Consider the following 24,796-nt stretch of genomic DNA (forward strand, 5'->3'; position numbering starts at 1 on the left):
GGTTTGCAATCATGGCTGACTCGATTTCGCTGAAGAAACTGGTCACCCGTCTATTGCTGGTAGTGGGGGCAATGTTTGTGTTCGGGTTTGCGCTGGTGCCGATCTACGACGTGATGTGCAAGGCCTTCGGCATCAATGGCAAGACCGCCGGGCAGTACGAGGGGGAGCAGACGGTCGATACCTCGCGGCAGGTGCGTGTGCAGTTCCTGTCGACCAATACCGCCGATATGCCGTGGGATTTTTACCCCAAGCATGACGAACTGACCGCTAACCCGGGGGCGGTGAACGAGATGATCTTCATCGCCCACAACCCCACCGATAAGCCGATGAGTGCCCAGGCCGTTCCGAGCATCGCGCCAAGCACCGCGGCGGCGTACTTCCACAAGACCGAATGTTTCTGCTTTACCCAGCAAGTGCTGCAGCCCGGTCAACGGATCGAGATGCCGGTACGTTTCATCGTTGACCGTGACATGCCCAAGGATGTGAAGCACCTGACGCTGTCTTACACGCTGTTCGATATCACCGCCCGACATCCACCGGTAGCTGTAAACACTGGCGGCTGAGCGTGCCCGATAAGGAGAACAATAAATGGCAACTCATGAGCATTATTACGTTCCCGCCCAAAGCAAATGGCCGATCATCGCCACGTTCGGCATGGTTACCACTGTGTATGGCCTGGCCACCTGGTTCAACGATCTGAAAGCGGCGCGCCCGGAATCCCACGGGCCACTGATCTTTTTCGTCGGCGGGTTACTGCTGGCCTACATGCTGTTCGGTTGGTTCGGCACGGTGATCAAGGAAAGTCGCGGCGGCTTGTACAGCGCGCAAATGGATCGCTCGTTCCGCTGGGGCATGAGCTGGTTCATTTTCTCGGAAGTGATGTTCTTCATCGCTTTTTTCGGTGCACTGTTTTATGTGCGTCACATCTCCGGGCCAGCGCTTGGCGGTGAAGGCGCCAAGGGCATCGCGCACATGCTGTGGCCGAGCTTCCAGTTCACCTGGCCGCTGCTGGACAACCCCGACTCGAAACTGTTTCCGCCGCCCAAGGAGGTCATCAGCCCCTGGGGCCTGCCGCTGCTCAACACCGTGTTGCTGGTGAGCTCCAGCGTGACTGTGACCATCGCCCACCACGCGTTGAAAAAGGGCCATCGCGGCGCACTGAAGCTGTGGTTGGCGCTCACCGTAGTGTTGGGCTGTGCATTCCTCACCTTCCAGGCCGAAGAGTACATGCACGCCTACCGCGAACTGGGCCTGACCCTGGGTTCGGGCATCTACGGCGCGACCTTCTTCATGCTCACCGGGTTCCACGGCGCCCACGTGACCATTGGCACCATCATCCTGTTCGTGATGCTGATGCGGGTCATGCGCGGGCACTTCGATAGCGAGCACCAGTTCGGCTTCGAAGCGGCGAGCTGGTACTGGCACTTCGTGGATGTGGTGTGGATCGGGTTGTTCGTTTTTGTCTATGTGCTTTAAAGCAGCTTGAAGCTAAAAGCTTGAAGCTTTGAGCTACCACGGCACGTGGGACACCAGCTGGCCGCTGAAAAACCCCCAGGTGATCAGACCGAGGGTAATGGCGGCCAGCGTGACACGCACACTCAAGGCAATGACGAGGCGGTTTGAACGGCTGTCGTCCTTGACCAGAAAAAACAGGCCGCTGAACAGGCTGACAACCGTGGCAATCAGCATCAGGACGATGGCTGCTTTGAGCATGGTGGGACTCCGGGGGGACAAGCGATGCACTTGAGTATAGCTATCGCGATGACCGACTTTCTGGCGATGCCATGAAGCGCTTTCGGCCGGGTATCGTGCCAACGCTGGTGGTCGCACTGTTGCTGCCGCTACTAGTGTCCCTGGGGTTCTGGCAATTGAACCGGGGCGCAGAAAAAAGCGCGCTGTTGCAAACCTACGCCGAGCGCCGGGCCGCCGAGCCGATGGCCAGCACCGAACTGCAATACACCGCTGACCCGGCTTTCCGCCGGGTTCGCCTGCACGGCCGCTTCGATGCCGAACACAGCCTGCTGCTCGACAACAGTCAACGTAACGGCAGGGTCGGCGTCGAGCTGTTGCAACCCTTTCATGATCAGGCCAGCGGGCTCTGGCTGCTGGTCAATCGCGGCTGGCTGCCCTGGCCGGAACGCCGCATACCCGTGCAATTCAAGACACCTGCCGAGGCCGTCAGCCTCGACGCGTGGGTCTACGTCTCCCCCGGTGTGCCGTTTCAGTTGCATGCAGACCCGGCGACAGCGACGTGGCCGAAGCTGATTACGGCCGTTGAGCCGGCCAGTCTCTGGAAGACGCTGAACCGCGAAGGCTTTGCCTTTGAGCTACGCGCCGAAACCGGCCCGGCCACTTATCAGGCCGACTGGCCGGTGGTCGCCACGGGCCCGGAAAAACACATCGCTTATGCCGTGCAGTGGTTCGCCATGGCGATCGCCCTGTTCGGTCTTTATCTCTATCTCGGCTGGCACAACGCAAAGGAGAAACACCATGGGAGCGGCCATGAATCCACCCAGCATGTCTGAGGCGAAACCTTCGGTGAACCGGCGCAAGGGCCGTATGCAACTGTTGCTGATCCTGCTCGGGGTGATCGGTCCGATGATCCTTGCGACCGGCATGTACAAGCTGAATTTCTGGGTGCCCGAGGGCCGCAGTTATCACGGCGAACTCATCGGCAACGGTCAGACCCGCGCGGACATTGGCGTGCAGGCCCAGGAAGAGCGTTGGCAGATCCTGGTGACCGCGCCCAAGGATTGCGCGGTGGACTGCCAGCAACTGGTGTACCTGGCGCGGCAGATCCAGATCGGCCTCGGCCGCGATGCGTCCCGCGCCAGCCATGCATTGGCCGCCGCGCAGACGCTGAACAGTGATTACGAGACTAAACTTCAACGCGAGTACCCGCAGTTGCAACGCTATCCACTGGACTTGCCTGCCTACACAAAAGGCGCTCAGAGCAATGACGCGCCGCACCTGTGGATCATCGATCCCCACGGCAATCTGGTGCTGCGCTACGACCCGTCGGTGAAGGGCAAGGACCTGCTGAACGATCTACGCCACCTGCTGAAACTGTCGAACATCGGATAAGGGCATCGTCATGGCCAAGCCTGGATTTCGTCTCGCGTTGTTTGCCACCTTGCTGGCACTGATCGTGGTATTGCTCGGCGCCTACACCCGCCTGACCCACGCCGGCCTCGGCTGCCCGGACTGGCCAGGCTGCTACGGTTTCATCAGCGTGCCGAAAAGCGAAGCCCAGCTGGCCCATGCCGAATTGCATTTCCCGGATGCTCCGGTCGAGGCCCACAAGGGCTGGAACGAGATGATCCACCGCTACTTCGCTGGCACGCTGGGCGTGTTGATCGCGGTGTTGGCCGGTCGTGCGTGGTTGCATCGCCGTCATCCGGGGCAACCGGTGAAGTTGCCGTTGTTTCTGTTGGCGGTGGTCTTTGGCCAGGCCGCGTTCGGCATGTGGACGGTAACGCTCAAGCTTTGGCCGCAGGTGGTCACCGGGCATTTGCTTGGCGGCTTCGCGACTTTAAGCCTGTTGTTTCTGCTGACCTTGCGCCTGTCCGGCGTACTGCCGGCGCTGACCGTGCCACGACGTTTGCAGCACTGGGCGACGGCGGGGCTGTTGCTGGTGATCGGGCAAATCGCCCTCGGTGGCTGGGTCAGTTCCAACTACGCCGCCGTGGCCTGCATCGACTTTCCAACCTGTCACGGCCAATGGCTGCCGCCTGCCGACTTTGCCAATGGCTTCCATCTGACCCAACACATCGGCCCGAATTACCTCGGCGGGCAACTGGACAGCGACGCCCGTACGGCCATCCACCTGACCCATCGCATCGGTGCCTTGCTGGTCATCCTGGTATTGCTCGGCCTGGCCTGGCAATTGAAGGCGGTCGGCATGACGCGCCTGGCGGGCCTGGTGCTGATTGCCCTTGGCGCACAAATCACCCTGGGCATCAGCAACGTGCTGTTCCATCTGCCGCTGCCGGTGGCCGTCGCGCATAACGCGGGCGGCGCCGCGCTGTTGCTGACCATGGTGCTGGTCAACTACCACGCCCGAACCAGTCTGGTCCGGGTCAAGCAGCCAACGCGCTGGCGCTTCAGCCTGCGTAAACACTCAGCCGGGCCCATAACAATAAAAGGAGAGATGCCATGGCGATTCTGATCGGCGAACGTCCCAGTCAGGCGATCTGGCGTGACTACCTGGAACTGACCAAACCCAAGGTCGTGGTGCTGATGCTCATCACTTCACTGGTGGGGATGTTCCTCGCGACCCGTGCCGGGGTGCCGTGGACGGTGCTGGTGTTCGGCAACCTGGGCATCGCCCTGTGTGCCGGTGGCGCCGCGGCGGTCAATCATGTGGTGGACCGGCGCATCGACGCAGTGATGGCGCGCACCCACAAACGGCCGCTCGCCGAAGGCCGGATATCTCCGACCGCCGCGCTGACGTTCGCGCTGGTATTGGCAGCCCTCGGACAAGCCATGCTGCTGGCGTTTACCAACCCGCTGACCGCGTGGCTGACTCTCGCCTCGCTGCTCGGTTATGCGGTGATCTACACCGGATTCCTCAAGCGTGCGACCCCGCAGAACATCGTCATCGGCGGTCTGGCCGGTGCCGCGCCGCCCTTGCTCGGCTGGACCGCCGCCACCGGTCACGTCAGCGCCGAACCGCTGCTGCTGGTGCTGATCATCTTCGCCTGGACCCCGCCGCACTTCTGGGCGCTGGCGATCCATCGCAAGGAGGAATACGCCAAGGCCGACATCCCGATGCTGCCGGTCACCCATGGCGAGCACTACACCAAGATTCATATCCTGCTGTATACCTTTGCGCTGCTCGCCGTCAGCCTGATGCCCTACGTGATTCACATGAGCGGTACGCTCTACCTGGTCTGCGCGCTCGGGCTGGGGGCGCGGTTTCTGCAATGGGCCGTGGTGTTGTACCGTGGCACTCGGCCGCACGCGGCGATCAACACGTTCAAGTACTCTATTTACTACTTGTTCCTGCTGTTTATCGCCCTGCTCGTAGACCACTACTTACTGTTGAACCTATGACTCGAACCCAGAAAACCGTCTTCATCCTCGTCGCCCTGGTCGCACTGATCCTGGGCCTGACCGTCAACAAGGTGCTGTCCGGAAAAAACCAGGGCGATCCGACGGCGCTGATCGACGCCGGTATCATTTTGCTGCCGCAGAGCCGCAATCTGCCGGACGTGACGATGACCAATCAGGATGGTCAGCCGGTCACGATCAATGAATTGAAGGGTAAGTGGAGCCTGCTGTTCTTCGGCTACACCTTCTGCCCGGACGTCTGCCCGACCACCCTCGCCCAGCTGCGACAGATCAAGAGCGAGTTGCCGCCCGAGGCGGTGGACAAGCTGCAGATCGTGCTGGTCAGCGTCGATCCCCATCGCGACACGCCTCAGCAGCTCAAGCAGTACCTGAGCTACTTTGACCCGCAGTTTGTCGGCCTCGCGCCAAAGTCGATCGATGAGCTGCAAAAGGTCGCCAACGCGGTGAGCATTCCGTTCATTCCGGCGGACACCAACAAGCCAAACTACACGGTCGACCACAGTGGCAACCTCGCGGTGATCGGGCCGGACGGCACGCAGCGCGGCTTCATCCGGGCGCCGTTGAACAACGCGAAGCTGGTGGCGCAGTTGCCGGTGATGCTCAAACGTAATTAAGCGGCAAGCCCATTCCCACAGGCAAAAAAAGATCGCAGCCTGCGGCAGCTCCTACAATGTGTTCCCTGTAGGAGCTGCCGCAGGCTGCGATCTTTTGTTTTGAGCTTTGAATCAGAACGCCGGCACTACCGCGCCTTTGTACTTCTCGAGGATGAAGGCCTTCACTTCCGGGCTGTGCAAAGCGGCAACCAGCTTCTTCATCGCGTCGCTGTCCTTGTCATCCGGGCGAGCCACCAGGATGTTCACGTACGGCGAGTCGTTGCCTTCGATGACCAGCGCGTCCTTGGCCGGATCGAGCTTGGCTTCCAGCGCGTAGTTGGTGTTGATCAGCGCCAGGTCGACCTGGGTCAGCACGCGCGGGATGGTCGCGGCTTCCAGTTCGCGGATTTTCAGGTCCTTGGTGTTCTCGGTGATGTCCTTCACGGTCGACAGGATGTTGTTCGAATCCTTCAACTTGATCAGTCCGGCCTTGGCCATCAGCAGCAGAGCACGGCCGCCGTTGGTGGCGTCGTTCGGGATCACCACGTTGGCGCCGCCAGGCAGTTCAGCGAGGGTCTTGTACTTGCTGGAGTAAGCGCCCAGGGGTTCCAGGTGCACGCCAGCGACGGATACCAGGTTTGTGCCCTTGGCCTTGTTGAATTCATCCAGGTACGGCTGGTGCTGGAAGAAGTTGGCGTCCAGGCGCTTTTCCGCGACCTGCACGTTCGGCTGGATGTAGTCGGTGAAGACCTTGACCTTCAGGTCCACGCCTTCTTTGGCCAGGGTCGGCTTCACGAATTCGAGGATCTCGGCGTGTGGCACCGGGGTGGCCGCGACGGTCAGGGTGTCAGCCGCGTGGGCCGAGAATGCGGCAACGGCAGCGAAGGCGACGAGTAGTTTTTTCATTCAGCTAACTCCTTGTGAGGCGCCCGTTTGGCGCCTGCCAGCGAATGGCCGGCTCATGTCTTACTTACGGGAAAAGTGGACGACCAACTTGTCGCCAACGGTTTGTAGTACCTGGACCAGGACCAGCAGCAACACCACCGTCACGACCATCACATCGGTCTGGAAGCGCTGGTATCCGAAGCGGATCGCCAGGTCACCCAGGCCACCGGCGCCGACGACACCCGCCATCGCCGTGTAGGACACCAGTGTAATTGCAGTCACCGTAATCGCCGCGAAGATGCCCGGACGAGCCTCAGGCAGCAACGCATTGGTGATGATCTGTCGCGTGGTCGCACCCATGGCCTGGGTGGCTTCGATGATGCCGCGGTCCACTTCACGCAGGGCGGTTTCCACCAGACGCGCGAAAAACGGCGTGGCACCCACCACCAGCGGCGGGATCGCACCGGCAACACCGAGGGATGTGCCGGTGATCAACACGGTGAACGGAATCATCACGATCAACAGGATGATGAACGGCAGCGAACGCAGAACGTTCACCACCAGCGACAACATCGCGTAGACACCTTTGGCTTCCAGCAACTGGCGCGGACTGCACAGGAACAGCAGCACGCCCAGCGGCAAGCCGAGCAGCACGGTGAACATCAGCGAACCGCCGAGCATCAGCAGGGTGTCGCCAGTGGCCAGCCAGATTTCGAGCCAGTCGATATTGGCGAAGAAACTTGTCAGGGCTTCCATTAGCGCAGCACCTCCATGTGGACGTCGGCTGCGATGAAGCGGGCGAACGCCGCTTCCATGTCACCGCCGGTCACGGCCAGGGTCAGTTGCCCGTAAGGGATGTCTTTGATGCGGTCGATACGACCGGCCAGGATGCTGTAGTCCACTCCGGTTTCCCGGGCGACGGTGCCCAGCAACGGCGCGTAGGTCGCTTCGCCCTGGAAGGTCAGACGCACGATGCGACCCGGTACGTGAGCGAAGTCGTCACGCTGTTCGCTTTCGTCGATCTGCTCGTCTTCCTGAACAAAGCGCTTGGTGGTCGGGTGCTTCGGATGCAGGAACACCTCGGCCACCGAGCCTTGCTCGACGATCACGCCGGCGTCCATCACTGCCACCTGGTCGCAGACCCGGCGGATCACGTCCATTTCGTGGGTGATCAACACGATGGTCAGTTTCAGCTCGCGATTGATCTCGGCCAGCAATTGCAGGACCGATGCGGTGGTTTGCGGGTCGAGGGCGCTGGTGGCTTCATCGCACAGCAGGATTTTTGGCTTGGTCGCCAGGGCGCGGGCAATGCCGACACGCTGCTTTTGCCCGCCGGACAATTGCGCCGGGTACTTTTTCGCGTGGTCGGACAAACCGACTCGCGCCAGCAACTCGGCCACGCGCGAATCGATCTCGCTGCGCGACAGTTCGCCGGCCAGGGTCAGCGGCAGTGCGACGTTGTCGGCGACGGTCTTGGATGCCAGCAGGTTGAAGTGCTGGAAAATCATCCCGACCTGCTGACGGAAGCGGCGCAGGCCGTTGGCGTCGAGCGCGGTGACTTCTTCACCGTCGACGGTGATCTTGCCGCCACTGGCGTTTTCCAGGCGATTGATCAGACGCAGCAGGGTACTTTTTCCTGCACCGGAATGACCGATCAAGCCGAAAACCTGCCCGTTCTCAATCGTCAGACTGGTCGGATGCAGCGCGGGGATTTCCTTACCGGCGACGCGGTAGGTTTTATGGACGTTTTGAAACTCGATCACGTAGCGAACCTTGTGGGGCGCGTTGGAAAAGGGTCAGCGGTTAGCCGGGCGCGCATTTTAGCCTGTCCGTATAGAGGTTCTTAGCATTTATTTCGCATTTGTCCTGTCATTTGGCAATAACGCGATCAAAGGTCAGAAAAAAGGAACGGCTGAATAAGCTCGCCAGTCACTACTTAGGCCACTGGAATATGCCTGAGGAGTTCACGCCTGATGAGTACCAAGAAGCCTGCCGCCACCAAGAGCGTCCTGGCCGGGACCGATACCCCGGACCGCCACAACACCAACGCCAAGCTCGACAGCCTGGAAACATTTCGCTCCGATGCCACTGAGCAGGCCTTGCGCACCAACCAGGGCGTGAAGGTGGCGGACAACCAGAACACCCTCAAGGCCGGGGCCCGCGGGCCGTCGCTGCTGGAAGATTTCATCATGCGTGAAAAGATCACGCATTTTGATCACGAGCGCATTCCCGAACGCATCGTTCACGCTCGCGGCACTGGCGCCCATGGTCATTTCCAGAGCTATGAAAACCACTCGATGCTGACCAAGGCCGGTTTCCTGCAGGATCCCGCGAAGAAAACCCCGGTGTTCGTGCGCTTTTCCACGGTACAGGGGCCGCGAGGGTCAGGCGATACCGTGCGTGATGTGCGGGGTTTCGCCGTGAAGTTCTTCACCGACGAAGGCAACTTCGACCTGGTGGGCAATAACATGCCGGTGTTCTTCATACAGGATGCGATCAAGTTTCCCGACTTCGTGCACGCGGTCAAACCCGAGCCGCATAACGAGATCCCTACCGGTGGCTCGGCCCACGACACTTTCTGGGACTTTGTTTCGCTGGTGCCGGAGTCGGCGCACATGGTGATGTGGGCAATGTCCGACCGAGCGATTCCGAAAAGCCTGCGCAGCATGCAGGGCTTCGGCGTACACACCTTTCGCCTGATCAATGCCGAGGGAAAGTCGCGTTTCGTCAAGTTCCACTGGCGCCCTACGGCCGGAACTTGCTCCCTGGTGTGGGACGAAGCGCAGAAGCTTGCGGGAAAGGACGCCGACTACCATCGGCGTGATCTGTGGGAGTCGATTGAGATCGGCGACTACCCGGAATGGGAGTTGGGAGTGCAGGTCGTCGAAGAAGAAAATGAACACGCCTTTGATTTCGACATTCTCGACCCGACCAAGCTGATTCCTGAAGAGCTCGTGCCCATCACGCCGTTGGGCAAGATGGTGCTGAACCGCAACCCGGACAACTTCTTCGCCGAAACCGAGCAGGTTGCCTTCTGCCCCGGGCATATCGTTCCGGGGATCGATTTCTCCAACGACCCTCTGCTGCAAGGCCGATTGTTTTCCTACACCGACACGCAAATCAGTCGACTCGGCGGGCCGAACTTTCACGAGATCCCGATCAACCGTCCGGTGTCACCGTTCCACAACGGTCAGCGGGATGCCCAGCACCGCACCACCATCGACAAGGGTCGTGCGTCTTATGAGCCGAACTCCATCGATGGCGGCTGGCCAAAGGAAACGCCTGTTTCGGCGCAGGATGGAGGATTCGAGAGTTATCCGGAGCGTATCGACGCCAACAAGATTCGCCAGCGCAGCGAGTCGTTCGCTGACCACTTCTCCCAGGCTCGCTTGTTTTTCCACAGCATGAGTGAGCATGAGCGGGAGCACATCATCTCGGCCTACAGCTTTGAGTTGGGCAAGGTTGAGCGTGAGGCGATCCGCGCCCGGGAAGTGAACGAAATTCTCGCCAATATCGATCTGGAGTTGGCCAAGCGCGTGGCGCAGAACCTTGGATTGCCTGCGCCAGCTCGAGGAACCGTCGAGGTGCGCAAAACCGCACCGGATCACTCTCCGGCATTGAGCCAGGCCAATCTGTTGCCGGAGAACATCAAGACGCGAAAAGTAGCGATTCTGGCGGCCAATGGCGTTGATAGCACCGCGATTGATGCGATGAAGAAAGCGCTTGCAGCGCAGGGGGCTCACGCGAAGTTACTGGGGCCGACCTCTGCACCCGTGAAAACCGCCGATGGCAAAACCCTGGCGGTCGATGCTTCGATGGAGGGCTCGCCGTCGGTGGCATTCGACGCGGTGTTCGTGCCGGGCGGAGCCGCGTCGATCAAGGCGCTGAGTACGGACGGCGTGGCGTTGCATTACCTGCTGGAGGCGTACAAGCATCTCAAGGCTATCGCCTTGCAGGGTGAAGCGAAGCAATTGCTGGATGTATTGAAGCTGGAGGCTGATGCGGGATTGATCGTGGGGACGGATGGCAAGCTGATCAAGCCGTTTCTGACCGCGATCGGGCAGCATCGGGTTTGGGACAGGGAGGTGAAGGCCAAGGCGATTCCGGCCTGAATAGGTTTATTGCCAGAAAGGCCGCCTTCGCGAGCAAGCCCGCTCCCACATTGGATCTGTGCCCGCCGCAGAACTCGTGTGGGAGCGGGCTTGCTCGCGAAGCTTTTTAAGGTTTACGCGGACTCAGAACCATCTGCGCCGGAACACTGCGCAAAATCTGCCGTTCCAGCTTCAGGTCAAACTCTGGATCGAGCTTTTTCACCCGTTTTGTCAGCAATGTCGCCAGCCAAGGGTAATCATTGGTGCGTGGAGCCTGAATGCTCACGTCGCACTGAAAATTCACCACATCGGCGGCGATGGCATCCAGTTGGCGACGCAGTTTGCCCATATCGTTGATATTCAGCGAGACCGTGGTGCTTTCAGCTGTCAGATCGATGACCTTGGCCTTTGGCTTGGCTTCGGCAGCTTTCAGGGCCGCTTCGGCTTTTTCCAGTTCGGCCTTGCGTGCCTGGGCGATCGAGCCGTTGACTCCGCCGGTCAGTGCCGGAGCCTTGGGCATCAGCGCGCGGGCACGGCTCAGGGCGGTCGCAGCGGCATCCACATCACCCTTTTGCAGCACGATCTGGCTGCGGCGCAGGTAGGCTTCGGCCAGTTGCCGCTGGTACTGCTCAAGGGAAGCATCGTTGGGCGATTCGGCCTGCAAGGCCGCCAATTGGTCTTCGGCGGTGGCCAGTTCATCGCTGGCGATGTTTTGTTCCAGCTGCACGATGGCCGTGGCTCGCGCATTGGCGGCCTCGGTGACCGCCGGTGGCGTGCTTTGGCAGGCGCCCAGCAGCAAAGAAAATGCGACAAGGAGCAGATAACGGGAGGCGAACGACTTCATTCCTGCGACTCTCTATTTGCGCAAAAAACGAGCAAGTCTACACCCCTCGACGGGGCAGAACAAAACTCAGCAGAAACAGCGCGGCGGCTGCCACCACAATCGATGGACCGGCCGGGGTGTCCTTGAACCAGGACAACGCCAGCCCGCCACACACGGCGAGTATGCCCAGCAGGCTCGCGCCCAGTGCCATCTGCTCCGGCGAGCGGGCATGACGTTGTGCCGCCGCCGCCGGGATGATCAGCAACGAAGTGATCAGTAGCACGCCGACGATTTTCATCGCCACGGCAATCACCACGGCGATCAGCAACATCAGCGCCAGGCGCAATCCGGCCACCGGAAGGCCTTCGACCCTGGCCAGTTCTTCATGCACCGTGATCGCCAGCAATGGCCGCCACAATGCAACCAGCAAGGCCAGCACGGCGGCACTGCCGCCAAGAATCCAGGCCAGATCGGTTGGACTGATTGCCAGCAGGTCACCGAACAGATAGGCCATCAGGTCGATCCGCACTTCGTGCATGAAGCTTAGTACCACCAGGCCCAGAGAGAGCGTGCTGGGTGCGAGAATTCCCAAAAGCGTGTCGGATGCCAAGGGCTGGCGTTGTTGCAAGGTCACCAGTAATACCGCCAGCAACAGGCAACCCACGGTCACGGCAACCGTCGGGCTGACATCCAGCAGGAAGCCCAGGGCCACGCCGAGCAATGCCGCATGGGACAGGGTGTCGCCAAAATAAGCCATGCGCCGCCAGACCACGAAAGACCCCAACGGGCCTGCGACAACGGCCAGGGCCAGGCCTGCAAGCAGGGCGTAGAGCAGAAAATCAGCCATGCTTGCAGCCATCTCCGTGAACATGGGGTTGGCCCGATGCGGGCGCCTTGACCACCGAGCCATGCAAGTCGTGGGCGTGGTCGTGATGGTGGTGATAAATCGCCAGGCTTTGTGCGTTTTTTCCGAACAGTTCGACGAACGCCGGATCGCCGCTGACCTGCTCGGGATGGCCTGAACAGCAGACGTGACGATTGAGGCAAACCACCTGATCCGTGGTGCTCATCACCAGATGCAAATCGTGGGAGACCATCAGCACGCCGCAACCGTGACGGTCGCGCAGGCGGGTGATCAGGCTGTACAGCTCCGCCTGGCCGGCCACGTCGACACCCTGCACCGGTTCGTCGAGCACCAGCAGTTCCGGTTCGCGCAACAAGGCCCGGGCCAGCAGCACGCGTTGCATTTCGCCACCGGAAACGCTTTGCACCGGGCTGTCGATGACCTGTTCGGCGCCGACTTCCTTGAGTGCCGCCAAGGCCATCGCACGGTCAACGCCCGGCACCAGGCGCAGGAAGCGCAGCACCGACAGCGGCAGGGTCGGGTCGACATGGAGTTTTTGCGGCATGTAGCCGACCCGCAGTTTCGGCTTGCGCCAGACGTTACCGCTGTCCGGTTTCAACAGGCCGAGCACGGCACGCACCAGTGTGGTTTTACCAGCGCCGTTGGGGCCGATCAGGGTCACGATCTGTCCCGGCTCGACACTCAGCTCAATGTTGTCCAGCACCGGTTGTCCGGCGAACGTGACGGCAACCTGCTCTAGACGGATCAGCGCGTTGCTCATCAAGCCCCCTGGCAACCCGAGCACAGACCGACCACTTCGACGGTCTGGCCTTCGACGATAAACCCGACATCCCTGGCGCTGGCGATGATCGCGTCGCTGATGGACTTTTGCTCGAGCTCAATGGCGGCGTGGCACACACGGCAGATCAGGAACTGACCCTGGTGTGCATGTTCCGGGTGATTGCAGCCGATGAAGGCGTTGAGCGAGGAAATCCTATGGACCAGGCCGTTTTCCAGCAGGAAATCCAGCGCGCGATATACCGTCGGCGGCGCGGCGCGGCGACCGTCCTGCTCACTGAGGACCGCGAGAATGTCGTAGGCACCCAGCGGCTTGTGGCTTTGCCACACCAGTTCCAGCACCCGCCGACGCAATGCGGTCAGGCGCAGGCCTTGACGAGCGCACAGGGCATCGGCCTCGGACAAAGCGCTATGAACGCAATGCGAGTGGTCGTGGGGGCGGCTGGCAATCGGTGTTTTTAGCATGAGCGGCGACGAGTTTTGTGAGAGACGTTATTATGTTACCCGTTCTCGCCTCTTCGAGTGGTCATCGTGTCCCGTCTTTTTTCTATCTTTGTCGCATTTTTCGCAAGTTTTATGCTGATCGGTCCGGCGCAGGCCGAGGTCAAGGTCCTTACCAGCATCAAGCCACTGCAGTTGATCGCAGCGGCGGTGCAGGACGGCGTGGCGATTCCTGAAGTCTTGCTGCCACCGGGTGCCTCGCCGCACAACTATGCGCTGCGCCCTTCCGACGTACGCAAGGTGCAATCGGTGGACTTGCTGTACTGGATCGGCCCGGACATGGAAGGTTTCCTGCCTCGCGTGCTCAATGGTCGTACGCTGCCCAGTGTCGCCGTGCAGGATTTGCCAGGCATGAAACTGCGCCGTTTTGCCGAAGATAGCCACTCCCACGCCGAAGAAGCCGACGACCACGACCACGATCATCGCCCAGGCAGCCTGGATGCGCATTTGTGGCTGTCGCCGGTCAACGCCCGGGTCATCGCCACGAAAATGGCGGCTGACCTGAGTGCCGCCGATCCTGACAATGCCGTGCGCTATCAGGCCAACCTGAAAGCTTTCGACGAGCGTCTCGATGCGTTGGATGCGCGCCTGAAGAAACGCCTGGCCGATGTTCAGGGCAAGCCTTACTTCGTGTTCCACGAAGCGTTCGATTACTTCGAAGACGCCTACGGCCTCAAGCACGTGGGTGTGTTCAGCGTCGCGGCCGAAGTGCAACCCGGTGCCCAGCATGTCGCGGCGATGCGCGCGCGCTTGCAGGAAGTCGGCAAGACCTGCGTATTCAGCGAGCCACCGCTGCGTCCGCGCCTGGCGGAAACCCTGGTGGCGGGTTTGCCGGTGAAGCTGGCGGAACTGGATGCGTTGGGCGGGTACACGCCGGCGTCGGCCCAGGGCTATGAGCAGGTCCTGGAGAAATTGGGGAATGATCTGGCGGGGTGTCTGGAGTCGTTGTAACTGCTGAAACAAAAAGATCGCAGCCTTCGGCAGCTCCTACAGAGATCAGTGCAGGAGCTGCCGAAGGCTGCGATCTTTTGCTTTTTAAAGGGCGAAAGGCAACGGCGTATTGACCGTCTGCCGCTGCGCCAGGCGCAGCTGGAATTCCATCGGATCGTGAATCAACACGTCCTGCCCGGCGAACGACTCCGCTGCGATCAGGCGTGACAACCAGAACCGTACGCAAGCCACCCGCAGCATGGTCGGCCACAACTCGGCTTCGGCAGCGGTGAACGGTCGCAGGGCCGCATAAGCGCCCAGCAAGGCCCGTGCTCGGGGCCCATCGATTACGCCATCGTCGTCCGAGCACCAGTCGTTCAAGGCAATCGCCACGTCGTAGAGCATCGGCCCGGAGCAGGCGTTGTAGAAGTCGATCAGTCCGGTCAGGTGGGTGCCTTCGAACATCGCGTTGTCGCGGAACAGGTCGGCGTGAATGTTCGCCCGCGGCAGAGCGAGGATTTTTTCTTTCTGTCGGGTGATTTCTTCCAGCGCCCGTTGCAGCAGGTCTTTCTGTTCGGCACCGAGGTGCGACAGGAACTGCGTGCCCTCTTCCAGCATCCAGTCCAGGCCGCGATCGGTTTTGCGCTTGATCATGTTGGCCTGGGTCGCCAGGTGCAGATGGCCGAGCAGTTCACCGACCTGAGCGCAATGTTGCGCGTTGGCTTGCTTGATGTGCTTGCCGGCCAGGCGCGGTTGCAGCAACGCCGGTTTGCCCGCCAGTTCGCGCAAGGCCACGCCGTCGGTGGTGCGCAGGGCGTAAGGCACTGGCAGGTCGGCGCCGTGCAGCACATCGAGCAGCTCGATGAAGAACGGCATTTCCTGAACCGGACCGCGCTCGACCAGGGTCAGGACAAATTCGCCCTGCTCCAGGCTGATAAAGAAATTGGTGTTTTCGCTACCGGCGGCAATCCCCTGGAAATCAAGCAGGCGGCCGAGACCATAAGGGGCGAGAAAAGCTTCCAGCTCGGGCCGAGCCAGGGGGGTGAACACAGACATGTTTAAACTGCCAGTACGGGCGCCGCTATTGAGCCAGCGCCGATTAAAGTTAAGGACGACTTACCACTTAAAAATTTCCCACGCCGGAATCAGCATATCCGGGTAATCAGAGCGGATGAAGTTACCTTCTGATCCGTCGGCGCGTACCAGGAAATACGGCTTGCCGCCTTTGGGCGTGACTTTGATCGCATACAGAAAACCGTTTTGGCGGTATTCCTGTATGAGCTTGTCCCCTTCCGTGCGGATCGTGACATCTGGCTCCGGTGTCGGCGCATCGTCCGCCGCCATGACGGCCAATGGGGCGATTGCAAACAAGCCAGCCAGCAACAGGCGATTTAGTGTGCGCATGATAACCTTGTCCCTTTGTCGTCAACGGTCCCGCTATTCTAGCGCCGGACCCGCCGAAAAGGTTGATCCTGCTCATGAGCCAAGCCCCCCTCGTCCTGGTGGACGGTTCTTCTTACCTGTACCGCGCCTTTCACGCGCTGCCGCCGCTGACCACGTCCAAAGGCCTGCCGACCGGCGCGGTCAAGGGCGTGTTGAACATGCTCAAGAGCCTGCGCAAGCAATATCCGAACAGTCCGTTCGCCGTGGTGTTCGACGCCAAGGGTGGGACTTTTCGCGATGACATGTACGCCGAATACAAGGCCAACCGTCCGAGTATGCCCGACGACATGCGCGTGCAGATCGAGCCGCTGCACCAGAGCGTGATCGCCCTGGGCTTCCCGCTGCTGTGCGTCGAAGGCGTCGAGGCTGATGACGTGATCGGCACCCTGGCCCGCAGCAGCGCGGCGGCGGATCGTCCGGTGATCATCTCCACGGGCGACAAGGATATGGCGCAACTGGTCGATGGTCACATTACCTTGGTCAACACCATGACCGGTAGCAGCATGGACGTGGAGGGCGTGAAGGAGAAATTCGGCGTCGCTCCGGAGCAGATCATCGATTATCTGGCGCTCATGGGCGATTCTTCCGACAACATTCCGGGCGTTCCGGGGATTGGCCCGAAGACGGCTTCAGGCCTGCTGGTTGGTGTGAACGGCGGTCTGACCGAGCTCTATGCGCAGCTCGACATCGTGCCGACCCTGCCGATTCGCGGTGCCAAGACCCTGCCGGCCAAGCTCGAAGAGCACAAGGAAATGGCCTTCCTGTCCTATCAGTTGGCGACCATCAAGGTCGACGTGCCGCTGGACATTGGCCTCGACGACTTGCAAATGGGCGCGGAAGATCCGGCGAAACTCTACGAGTTGTACAGCCTGCTGGAGTTCAAGAGCTGGCTGAACGACCTTGATCGCGACGCCAAGCGCCTGGAGCTGAGCGCTGCCGCCGATCCTGCACCGGCCGTCGATCTGTTCAGCGAACCAGAGGCCGAAGCACCGGCCGCCGCTGCTGAAGCCGCCTACGAAACCATCCTCGATCAGGCGCGTTTCGATGCCTGGCTGGAAAAGCTGAGCAACGCCAGGTTGTTCGCCTTCGACACTGAAACCACCGGCATCGACGCGCAGCAGGCGCGACTGGTGGGTCTGTCGTTCGCGGTTCAGGCTAACGAAGCGGCCTACATCCCGTTGACCCATTCCTACATCGGCGTGCCGCAGCAACTGGACCGCGACACTGTCCTGCGCGCGCTCAAGCCGATTCTGGAAGACCCGAACAAGCTCAAGGTCGGCCAGCACGCCAAGTTCGACATGAACATCCTGGCCAACTGCGCCATCGGCGGCGTACAGGACAACGGCATCACCGTGCGCGGCATCGCCTTCGACACCATGCTCGAGTCCTACGTGCTCAACTCCACGGCCACGCGCCATGACATGGACAGCCTGGCGCAGAAGTATCTGGACCACACCACGGTGAGCTTCCAGGACATCGCCGGCAAAGGCGTGAAACAGCTGACGTTCGATCAGATCGCCCTTGAGCAGGCCGGGCCTTACGCCGCCGAAGATGCGGACATCACCCTGCGTCTGCATCAGGTCCTGTTCGAAAAGCTCTCGGCCATTCCAAGCCTGGCCAGTGTGCTGACCGACATCGAAATCCCGTTGGTGCCGGTGCTGGCGCGCATCGAGCGCCAGGGCGCATTCGTCGACGCCGCCCTGCTGGGTGTGCAAAGCATCGAACTGGGCGACAAGATGGTCGCATTGGAGCGCGAAGCCTTCGAGATTGCCGGCGAGGAATTCAACCTCGGTTCGCCCAAGCAGCTCGGCGTGATCCTCTACGAAAAACTCGGCCTGCCGGTGCTGAAAAAGACTGCCAAGGGCCAGCCGTCCACCGCCGAAGAGGTGCTGGCCAAACTGGCGGAAGATGACTATCGACTGCCGAAAGTGCTCATGGAATATCGCTCCATGAGCAAGCTGAAAAGCACCTACACCGATCGTTTGCCGGAACAGATCAATCCGCGCACCGGGCGGATCCATACGTCATACCACCAGGCTGTCGCCTCCACCGGGCGCCTGTCCTCCAGTGACCCGAACCTGCAGAACATCCCGGTGCGCACGGCCGAAGGGCGTCGTATCCGCCAGGCCTTCGTGGCCCCGGCCGGTTACAAGCTGCTGGCGGCGGACTACTCGCAGATCGAGTTGCGGATCATGGCGCACCTGTCACGGGATGAAGGGCTGATGAACGCCTTCCGCCACAATCTGGACGTGCACACCGCGACCGCCGCCGAAGTGTTCAAGGTCGAACTGGCCGACGTGACCTCCGACCAGCGCCGTAGCGCCAAGGCGATCAACTTCGGCCTGATCTACGGCATGGGGGCGCAGAAGCTTGGCAAGGACATTGGCGTCGACACCAAGACCGCCAAGGCCTACATCGATACCTACTTCACCCGATACCCCGGCGTACGCCAGTACATGGACCGCACGCGTGCCCAGGCCGCCGAACAAGGTTATGTCGAGACGTTCTTCGGTCGTCGCCTGTACCTGCCGGACATCAACTCCAACAAGCCGCAAGAACGCGCCGCCGCCGAACGCACGGCGATCAACGCCCCGATGCAAGGCACCGCTGCGGACATCATCAAGAAAGCCATGGTCGCTGTGGATAACTGGCTGACCGCATCCGGTCTCGACGCCAAAGTCATCTTGCAGGTGCACGATGAACTGGTGCTGGAGGTGCGTGAAGACCTGGTCGACCAGGTTCGCGATGAAATTCGCGTACACATGAGCGAGGCCGCGAAGCTGGATGTGCCGTTGCTAGTGGAAGTGGGTGTTGGAAATAGCTGGGATGAGGCTCACTGAGCCTTCCTGTAGGAGCGAGCTCGCTCCTACAGAAAAGAGTCGTGTTCTGCTGCGGCATAGTGCCGCGGCAGAAGAGCGCAAACAACTTAGTCCGGAAGGTTATCGGGGTTATTTCAAAGCTATTTGAAAAAAATCTGAACTAATCTTGCGAAGCACTACTCAGAGGTACTGAATGGCTGGTGAAGCCCTTCGATGCTCCTATGTTGTGTTAAGTGTTGGCAGATATCTGGACCCCGCCCTAGCGGTCTAGAGCTTGAACCCCGGAACTTCTCCCTCCCCATATGAAGTCCGGGGTTTTTTTTGCCTGCAGAAAGCTGTCTGGGGTGCACCAGACAGCTTTCGCAGCCTTACTGGGCTTCTACCTCGACACCCTTGTCCGCCAGCTCCATCCAGCCTGCCAGTACGGTATAGGCTTCTTCCAGGCCCATGCGTTTCGGGGCCGAGAACAGCTGAATCGTCACCAGATCGCCCCAGCCCTTGCGGATTTCCGCCTGAACCTTGAGCAGCGTGTTCTTGGCCGCGCCATAGGTCAGCTTGTCCGCTTTGGTCAGCAGAATGTGCATCGGCATGCCGGCAGCCACGGCCCAATCGAGCATCAGCAGGTCGAAATCGGTCATCGGATGGCGGATGTCCATCATCAGGATCAGGCCTTTCAAACTCTCGCGGCCACCCAGGTACGCTTCCAGGTGACGCTGCCAGTGTTGCTTGAGCGGGATCGGTACTTTTGCATAACCGTAGCCCGGCAGGTCGACCAGACGGCGTTCATCGTCTAGCTTGAAGAAATTCAACAGTTGCGTGCGCCCCGGGGTTTTCGAGGTGCGCGCCAGGCTGGCGTGGGTCAGGGTGTTCAAGGCACTCGATTTGCCGGCGTTGGAACGCCCGGCGAAGGCGACTTCGAAGCCCTCGTCATCCGGACATTGGTCGACTTTGGCGGCGCTGAGCATGAAGGTGGACTGTTGGCACAGACCGAGGATGGGATTCTTGAGTTGCATGGGATTTCCGATGTGGGCGGCGCCAGGAATGGGTGCGGCAAGCAGTGTCGCTTCCGTTTCAGTGACGCCAGTATATAATGCCGCAGATTTTGTGTGCGCTTTGTCCCAGCGTAGGATGAAGTTCACGAGAGCGACAGACCCTGATTGCGCACTAGAACGCAGCACGCTCTCAACCCTGAAAAGGTCGTTTTATGACGAAATGGCTGCTAGCTGCCGGTGTCTTGATGCCGCTTTACAGCGCTCAGGCTACACAGGATCCGGAAGCTGTGTACAACCGTGTTTGTGGTGCCTGTCATTCCGGCCAATTACCCATGGCGCCGAAAAAAGGCGATCAGGATGCTTGGACGCCGAGGTTGGCGAAAGGTATGGAGACGCTGGTGCAACACGTGACCCAGGGTTTCAAGGCGATGCCGCCGCGTGGTTTGTGCATGGACTGCAGTGCCGAGGATTACCAAGCCATCATCCATTGGATGAGCGAGTAAGCCCGGTCCATAACTCTTAACCCTTAGCCGTAGTTGGATTAGCTGATGAAGAAATTGATCGTGAGTCTGCTGTTGACCGTGGGCATCTCCGGCATAGCCCATGCTGCAGGTGAGGCAGTACAACCGGGTGATGCTAAAGCCGGACAGGCCAAAGCCGCCGTCTGTGGCGCCTGCCACGGCCCGGATGGCAACAGCATGGCGCCAAACTTTCCAAAGCTGGCGGGTCAGGGTGAACGCTACCTGACCAAGCAATTGCACGACATCAAGTCGGGCAAGCGCACCGTTCTGGAAATGACCGGCCTGCTGACCAACCTGAGCGATCAGGACCTGGCGGACATCGCCGCCTACTTCGCCAGCCAGAAAGGCAGCGTCGGTGCCGCCGATCCTAAAGTCGTCGCTCGCGGTGAAGCCCTGTTCCGTGGCGGTGACCTGGCCAAGGGCATGCCAGCCTGCACCGGCTGCCACTCTCCGAACGGCGCCGGCAACGCAGCCGCCGGCTTCCCGCACCTGGGTGGCCAGCACGCTCAATACATCGCCAAGCAACTGACCGATTTCCGCAAGGAAGAAGGCGGCCGCACCAACGATGGCGACGCCAAGACCATGCAGACCATTGCCAAGAAGCTGAGCGACGAAGACATCGCCGCGGTGTCCAGCTACATTCAGGGCCTGCACTAAGGCCGGCGGATCGGGCGTTGAACGGGGTACATATCGCCCGCAACGTTAACGCTCGATTAATCCGTTGCAACGAGTATAAAAAGGGTGGCCTTGGCCGCCCTTTTTTGTGGCCGCTGCCGTTACACTACAGAACTCAAGCCCGCCAGGACCTGTCTGAAAACACGTCGCGCGAGGCGAAAAATTTGTCCAGGAGTGAAGCATGCGTAATCTGATCATCAGCGCCGTTTTTGCCGCTGCCAGCCTGTTCGGCATGACTGCCCAGGCCGCTGAAGCCCCCGCTGCACCTTATGTCGAACTGAGCAATCCGGTTCCGGTCGCCGTGCCTGGCAAGATCGAAGTGGTAGAGCTGTTCTGGTACGGCTGCCCGCATTGCTATGCCTTTGAACCGGTGATCAATCCCTGGGCCGAGAAGCTGCCTTCGGACGTGAACTTCGTGCGCATTCCAGCCATGTTCGGTGGCCCGTGGGACGCTCACGGCCAGATGTTCCTGACCCTTGAAGCCATGGGTGTCGAGCACAACGTTCACGCTGCGGTGTTCAACGCGATTCAGAAAGAGCACAAGAAACTGACCGACAAGAATGACATGGCCGACTTCCTCGCTACCCAAGGCGTGGACAAGGACAAGTTCCTCGCGACTTTCGACTCTTTCGCTATCAAGGGCCAGATCATCAAGGCTCGCGAACTGGCCAAGAAGTATGAAATCTCCGGCGTTCCAACCATGATCGTCAACGGCAAGTACCGCTTTGACGTAGGCTCCGCCGGCGGTGCCGAACAGGCCCTGCAACTGGCCGACAAACTGATCGACAAAGAGCGAGCGGCTAACAAGGCTGCCGCCAACTAAGGGCAGTCACTGCCATGCGCCGATGGGGTACTGAACGCATCGTTGGCCTGCATGATCCGCGGGTCAACGAGCATCATCTGGAGTCCACGGGCTTGCCCGCAGACAGTCGTCTGCGTTTGCTCAGTTTCAATATCCAGGTCGGCATCAGCACCGAGCGCTACCGGCATTACCTGACCCGGGGCTGGCAGCATTTGCTGCCGCACACCGGGCGTGCCGACAATCTGCAGAAGATCGGCAATCTGTTGGGCGACTTCGATCTGGTCGCCTTGCAGGAGGCCGATGGTGGCAGCCTGCGTTCAGGCTACGTCAATCAGGTTGAGCATCTGGCCCAGCTCGGCGCCTTCCCCTACTGGTATCAACAACTCAATCGCAATCTCGGACGCCTGGCCCAGCACAGCAATGGTGTGCTCAGCCGTTTGCGCCCGTGGGCCATTGAAGATCATCCGCTGCCGGGCCCAAAGGGGCGTGGAGCCATCCTGGTACGCTTCGGCGAAGGCCCGGAAGCACTGGTGGTCGTCATGATGCACCTGGCGCTGGGCGCCCGTGCGCGCAGCCTGCAACTGGCCTACATCCGCGATCTGATCGGCGACTACAAACACCAGGTACTTATGGGCGACATGAATACCCATGCCAGTGACCTGCTGCAAAATTCCGCGTTGCGCGATCTCGGCCTGCTCGCGCCGCAAATGGAAGCAACGTTCCCCAGCTGGCGTCCACAGCGCTGCCTGGACCATATCCTGCTGAGCCCGAGCCTGACCCTGGAAAAGGTCGAGGTGCTGGCACAGCCTATTTCCGATCACCTGCCGGTCGCGGTAGAGATTCGTCTGCCGGGTTCGCTCACGGCCGATGCATTGCCCGCGTTGAGTCCTGCCCCTCGCGGAACCCATGAATGAGCGACGAAACACAGCGCTGGAAAGAGAAATACCTCAAAAGCATCGAACAACAGGAAAAGCTCGAACGTCGCTGGGACGCGCGGCTCGACTTGCTGCGTCGCGGGCTGGTGCGCAGCACCCTGGCGGCGGAAGGTACTGACCGCGCGGTTGACCAATGCATGAAGGAAATGCGCGAGGTCGTGCGTACCGATGACATGGACGCCGGCCTGGCAGCGCTGATTCCTCGCCTGGAAAAAGCCGTGCTCGACTCCGAACAGCGTCGGGAAACCCGAATCAATCAGACCAGTGCCGCCCTGACCGCACTGGTCACTCAACTGCAAACATTGCCGCTGCCACGGGATGTGAGCCGGCCACTCAAGAGTTTCGCCAAGCAACTGGATGCGCGGGTCAGTCAGGCGCGTGAGATACCCTTGTTGCTCAGCGAGCTGAGTGGCTTGCAAGGCAAGGCCCTGAGCCAGCTGGAGACACCGACGGAACCTGGTCGGCCGGGCTTGCTCCAGCGATTGTTCGGCGGTCGTGAAGCAGACGAAGCGGTGGCATCGACAGCTTCTCCTGCGCAGGCGGCCCTCGTAGCCGAGAGCCCTGCGGCGATTATCGAGTCGGCCCCGGTCGCGATTGAGACGGCAATCTGCGAAGTGTCCATGGCGGAGCCAGTTGCAAAGGAGTCCGCGCCGACCGAGCCAGCCGAGGTTTCCCCTGCTCCGGCAGCCGTGGCCCTGGCACCTGCCGTCGCGCCGCTTCAAGCCGTCATTGCTGACGCGGCAGAAACCGAGCAAGCCGAGAAGCCGACCCCGGAAACACCTCTTCAGTCGCAAGCGAACCCCGACGAGCTGACCGCGCAAGCATCGCCGGACAGCCTGGCCTTGCTTGCGAATCCGACAGCGGAGGTGGTCGCCGCAGATCAGCCTCTATCCGGGCACGACACTTTCTACGCACTCCCGGATTCCCCAGAGCCCTCCTACAGCTCGGTGGCCAGCCACATCGAAGACACGCTGCTGGGGCTGCTCGAAGACCTGACATTGCCCGAGCGTCATCGCCCGCAAGCCGAATCCATGCGCGATCGTCTGAAAAACGGTCTTAACTGGTACGAATTACTACCGATCCTCGACGACTTCGCCACGTTGATGCTGGCCATTACCGACAGCGGCCAGCATGAGTTCGAAGCCTACCTGCAACGACTGAACGAGCGCCTCGAATCGTTCCAGAGCAACCTGCAGGCCGCCACCGCAGGACACGCCGACAACCGTTCGGCTGCGCGGCAGATGGACACGCAGATCCGCGAACAGGTTGATGGCCTGCAAAGCAGCATGCAGGACGCTGCGGACCTGGAAGATCTCAAGCACGTTCTGGAAAACCATCTCGAAGGCCTGCTGGGCACCATGGACCAGCACCAGAAACAACGCGATGAGCGCGAGCAAGAGGTCGCTGCGCGCCTGCACAGCCTGGCCGAGCGCGTTGCCCATATGGAGCAGGAGGCCCAGGGTTACCGCGAGCATCTTGAGGAGCAACGGCAGAAGGCGCTGGTCGACCCGTTGACCGGCCTGCCCAACCGCGCGGCCTGGAGCGAGCGCCTGGATCATGAAGTCAAACAATGGCAGCAACATGGCAATACGCTGTTGCTGGCCATGCTCGACCTCGATCATTTCAAGCGCATCAACGATAACTACGGGCACCTGGCCGGTGACAAGGTGCTGAAGATCATTGCCAGCGTGTTGCGCAAGCGTCTTCGCGGAACGGACTTCATTGCCCGGTTCGGCGGCGAAGAGTTTGTGCTGTTAATGCCATCCACGGTGCCGGCGGCGGGGCTGAAGTTGCTGGAAAGCCTGCGTGCCTCCATCGAAGCCTGTCCGTTCCACTTCAAGGGAGAGCCGGTGACCATTACCGTTTCTGTCGGAATGTCGGCGTTCAGGCCGGGTGAGCATAGCGATCAAGTGCTCAAAAGAGCCGATCAGGCGTTGTACCGGGCAAAAAATGCTGGACGCAACCGCGTGGAGCCGGGCTGAGTATTATTTGTTCCATTTTTGTTTAATTCGCGGCGATTGCCCTCAGCCCGCAAGGCATTACGTTACACTGTTGCATTATTGTCTTGTGT

At 60.5% G+C, this 24,796-nt stretch carries 26 protein-coding genes; 15 read left to right on the forward strand and 11 right to left on the reverse strand.

Annotation, left to right across the window (positions count from 1 at the left end):
• Nucleotides 1-11 precede the first annotated feature (11 nt).
• Nucleotides 12-563: a cytochrome c oxidase assembly protein gene (locus ACEN83_RS30525; protein ID WP_429397221.1), complete on the forward strand. Its 552-nt coding sequence runs from the start codon at nt 12-14 to the stop codon at nt 561-563.
• Nucleotides 564-588: 25 nt separating this feature from the next.
• Nucleotides 589-1,476, forward strand: a complete 888-nt coding sequence (locus ACEN83_RS30530) for a cytochrome c oxidase subunit 3 (RefSeq protein ID WP_495579155.1) — start codon at nt 589-591, stop codon at nt 1,474-1,476.
• Between the two features lie 33 nt (nt 1,477-1,509).
• Here the strand turns inward: ACEN83_RS30530 and ACEN83_RS30535 are convergent, their stop codons facing one another.
• Nucleotides 1,510-1,713, reverse strand: a complete 204-nt coding sequence (locus ACEN83_RS30535; protein WP_008045798.1) for a twin transmembrane helix small protein — start codon at nt 1,711-1,713, stop codon at nt 1,510-1,512.
• 71 nt (nt 1,714-1,784) lie between these two features.
• Here ACEN83_RS30535 and ACEN83_RS30540 point away from each other — a divergent pair, with 71 nt between their 5' ends.
• From ACEN83_RS30540 to ACEN83_RS30560, 5 genes are read left to right on the forward strand one after another with little or no spacing between them, the layout of a single operon-like run.
• Complete coding sequence (locus tag ACEN83_RS30540) at nt 1,785-2,525, forward strand: SURF1 family protein (protein ID WP_495579156.1); 741 nt, start codon at nt 1,785-1,787, stop codon at nt 2,523-2,525.
• Nucleotides 2,491-3,084 (forward strand): PA_0111/PP_0108 family redox-active disulfide protein, encoded by a 594-nt coding sequence (locus tag ACEN83_RS30545; protein ID WP_007969815.1) that lies wholly within the window; start codon nt 2,491-2,493, stop codon nt 3,082-3,084. The genes ACEN83_RS30540 and ACEN83_RS30545 overlap by 35 nt, the downstream gene beginning before the upstream one ends.
• 10 nt (nt 3,085-3,094) lie before the next feature.
• Complete coding sequence (locus ACEN83_RS30550; RefSeq protein ID WP_495579157.1) at nt 3,095-4,168, forward strand: COX15/CtaA family protein; 1,074 nt, start codon at nt 3,095-3,097, stop codon at nt 4,166-4,168.
• On the forward strand, nt 4,156-5,055 hold the full coding sequence (gene cyoE, locus ACEN83_RS30555) for a heme o synthase (RefSeq protein ID WP_007969813.1): 900 nt from the start codon (nt 4,156-4,158) through the stop codon (nt 5,053-5,055). Before ACEN83_RS30550 ends, cyoE begins: the two co-directional genes overlap by 13 nt.
• A complete protein-coding gene (locus ACEN83_RS30560) occupies nt 5,052-5,687 on the forward strand; it encodes an SCO family protein (protein ID WP_116579863.1) in 636 nt (211 codons plus the stop codon). The genes cyoE and ACEN83_RS30560 overlap by 4 nt, the downstream gene beginning before the upstream one ends.
• Nucleotides 5,688-5,798: 111 nt before the next feature.
• Here the strand turns inward: ACEN83_RS30560 and ACEN83_RS30565 are convergent, their stop codons facing one another.
• The 3 genes from ACEN83_RS30565 to ACEN83_RS30575 are packed head-to-tail and all read right to left on the reverse strand — an operon-like array spanning nt 5,799 to nt 8,314.
• Nucleotides 5,799-6,572 (reverse strand): MetQ/NlpA family ABC transporter substrate-binding protein, encoded by a 774-nt coding sequence (locus ACEN83_RS30565; RefSeq protein ID WP_007969811.1) that lies wholly within the window; start codon nt 6,570-6,572, stop codon nt 5,799-5,801.
• A gap of 60 nt (nt 6,573-6,632) precedes the next feature.
• Complete coding sequence (locus ACEN83_RS30570; protein ID WP_495579158.1) at nt 6,633-7,307, reverse strand: methionine ABC transporter permease; 675 nt, start codon at nt 7,305-7,307, stop codon at nt 6,633-6,635.
• Nucleotides 7,307-8,314 (reverse strand): methionine ABC transporter ATP-binding protein, encoded by a 1,008-nt coding sequence (locus ACEN83_RS30575; protein ID WP_102701561.1) that lies wholly within the window; start codon nt 8,312-8,314, stop codon nt 7,307-7,309. The genes ACEN83_RS30570 and ACEN83_RS30575 overlap by 1 nt, the downstream gene beginning before the upstream one ends.
• Before the next feature lie 210 nt (nt 8,315-8,524).
• On the opposite strand from ACEN83_RS30575, the gene katE reads away from it, so the two are divergent.
• Complete coding sequence (katE, locus tag ACEN83_RS30580) at nt 8,525-10,663, forward strand: catalase HPII (protein WP_495579159.1); 2,139 nt, start codon at nt 8,525-8,527, stop codon at nt 10,661-10,663.
• Nucleotides 10,664-10,769: 106 nt separating this feature from the next.
• On the opposite strand, the gene ACEN83_RS30585 is transcribed toward katE, so the two are convergent.
• The 4 genes from ACEN83_RS30585 to zur are packed head-to-tail and all read right to left on the reverse strand — an operon-like array spanning nt 10,770 to nt 13,572.
• The gene (locus tag ACEN83_RS30585; protein ID WP_495579160.1) at nt 10,770-11,486 is read right to left on the reverse strand and encodes a PA5502 family lipoprotein; all 717 of its coding nucleotides are present in this window, start codon (nt 11,484-11,486) and stop codon (nt 10,770-10,772) included.
• 37 nt (nt 11,487-11,523) lie between these two features.
• Nucleotides 11,524-12,312: a zinc ABC transporter permease subunit ZnuB gene (znuB, locus tag ACEN83_RS30590; protein WP_015092904.1), complete on the reverse strand. Its 789-nt coding sequence runs from the start codon at nt 12,310-12,312 to the stop codon at nt 11,524-11,526.
• Nucleotides 12,305-13,090 carry a zinc ABC transporter ATP-binding protein ZnuC gene (znuC, locus tag ACEN83_RS30595; RefSeq protein WP_095967855.1) on the reverse strand — a complete coding sequence of 262 codons (786 nt, stop codon included), beginning with the start codon at nt 13,088-13,090 and terminating at the stop codon, nt 12,305-12,307. The genes znuB and znuC overlap by 8 nt, the downstream gene beginning before the upstream one ends.
• Nucleotides 13,090-13,572, reverse strand: coding sequence for a zinc uptake transcriptional repressor Zur (gene zur, locus ACEN83_RS30600; RefSeq protein WP_007969799.1), 483 nt, complete (start codon nt 13,570-13,572; stop codon nt 13,090-13,092). Before zur ends, znuC begins: the two co-directional genes overlap by 1 nt.
• A 66-nt stretch (nt 13,573-13,638) precedes the next feature.
• Between zur and znuA the strand changes: the two genes are divergently transcribed.
• A complete protein-coding gene (gene znuA / locus ACEN83_RS30605; RefSeq protein ID WP_495579161.1) occupies nt 13,639-14,559 on the forward strand; it encodes a zinc ABC transporter substrate-binding protein ZnuA in 921 nt (306 codons plus the stop codon).
• Nucleotides 14,560-14,643: 84 nt separating this feature from the next.
• Here the strand turns inward: znuA and ACEN83_RS30610 are convergent, their stop codons facing one another.
• Nucleotides 14,644-15,594 (reverse strand): homoserine kinase, encoded by a 951-nt coding sequence (locus ACEN83_RS30610; protein WP_007989412.1) that lies wholly within the window; start codon nt 15,592-15,594, stop codon nt 14,644-14,646.
• Between the two features lie 60 nt (nt 15,595-15,654).
• Complete coding sequence (locus ACEN83_RS30615) at nt 15,655-15,942, reverse strand: DUF2782 domain-containing protein (protein WP_104450417.1); 288 nt, start codon at nt 15,940-15,942, stop codon at nt 15,655-15,657.
• Nucleotides 15,943-16,016: 74 nt separating this feature from the next.
• On the opposite strand from ACEN83_RS30615, the gene polA reads away from it, so the two are divergent.
• Nucleotides 16,017-18,821 carry a DNA polymerase I gene (gene polA / locus ACEN83_RS30620; protein WP_495579162.1) on the forward strand — a complete coding sequence of 935 codons (2,805 nt, stop codon included), beginning with the start codon at nt 16,017-16,019 and terminating at the stop codon, nt 18,819-18,821.
• Nucleotides 18,822-19,168: 347 nt separating this feature from the next.
• On the opposite strand, the gene yihA is transcribed toward polA, so the two are convergent.
• Nucleotides 19,169-19,813, reverse strand: coding sequence for a ribosome biogenesis GTP-binding protein YihA/YsxC (gene yihA / locus ACEN83_RS30625; protein ID WP_102674491.1), 645 nt, complete (start codon nt 19,811-19,813; stop codon nt 19,169-19,171).
• A gap of 191 nt (nt 19,814-20,004) precedes the next feature.
• Between yihA and ACEN83_RS30630 the strand changes: the two genes are divergently transcribed.
• The 5 genes from ACEN83_RS30630 to ACEN83_RS30650 all read left to right on the forward strand — a co-directional run bounded on the left by ACEN83_RS30630 (nt 20,005) and on the right by ACEN83_RS30650 (nt 24,707).
• On the forward strand, nt 20,005-20,295 hold the full coding sequence (locus ACEN83_RS30630; protein WP_104450419.1) for a c-type cytochrome: 291 nt from the start codon (nt 20,005-20,007) through the stop codon (nt 20,293-20,295).
• 45 nt (nt 20,296-20,340) lie between these two features.
• On the forward strand, nt 20,341-20,970 hold the full coding sequence (locus ACEN83_RS30635) for a c-type cytochrome (protein ID WP_116579868.1): 630 nt from the start codon (nt 20,341-20,343) through the stop codon (nt 20,968-20,970).
• Between the two features lie 199 nt (nt 20,971-21,169).
• Nucleotides 21,170-21,811, forward strand: coding sequence for a thiol:disulfide interchange protein DsbA/DsbL (locus ACEN83_RS30640; protein ID WP_495579163.1), 642 nt, complete (start codon nt 21,170-21,172; stop codon nt 21,809-21,811).
• Nucleotides 21,812-21,825: 14 nt separating this feature from the next.
• Nucleotides 21,826-22,704 (forward strand): endonuclease/exonuclease/phosphatase family protein, encoded by an 879-nt coding sequence (locus ACEN83_RS30645; RefSeq protein WP_007969788.1) that lies wholly within the window; start codon nt 21,826-21,828, stop codon nt 22,702-22,704.
• Nucleotides 22,701-24,707 (forward strand): GGDEF domain-containing protein, encoded by a 2,007-nt coding sequence (locus ACEN83_RS30650; RefSeq protein WP_495579164.1) that lies wholly within the window; start codon nt 22,701-22,703, stop codon nt 24,705-24,707. The genes ACEN83_RS30645 and ACEN83_RS30650 overlap by 4 nt, the downstream gene beginning before the upstream one ends.
• Nucleotides 24,708-24,796: the final 89 nt, after the last annotated feature.

It is taken from the genome of Pseudomonas sp. Pseusp49, from assembly GCF_059491875.1.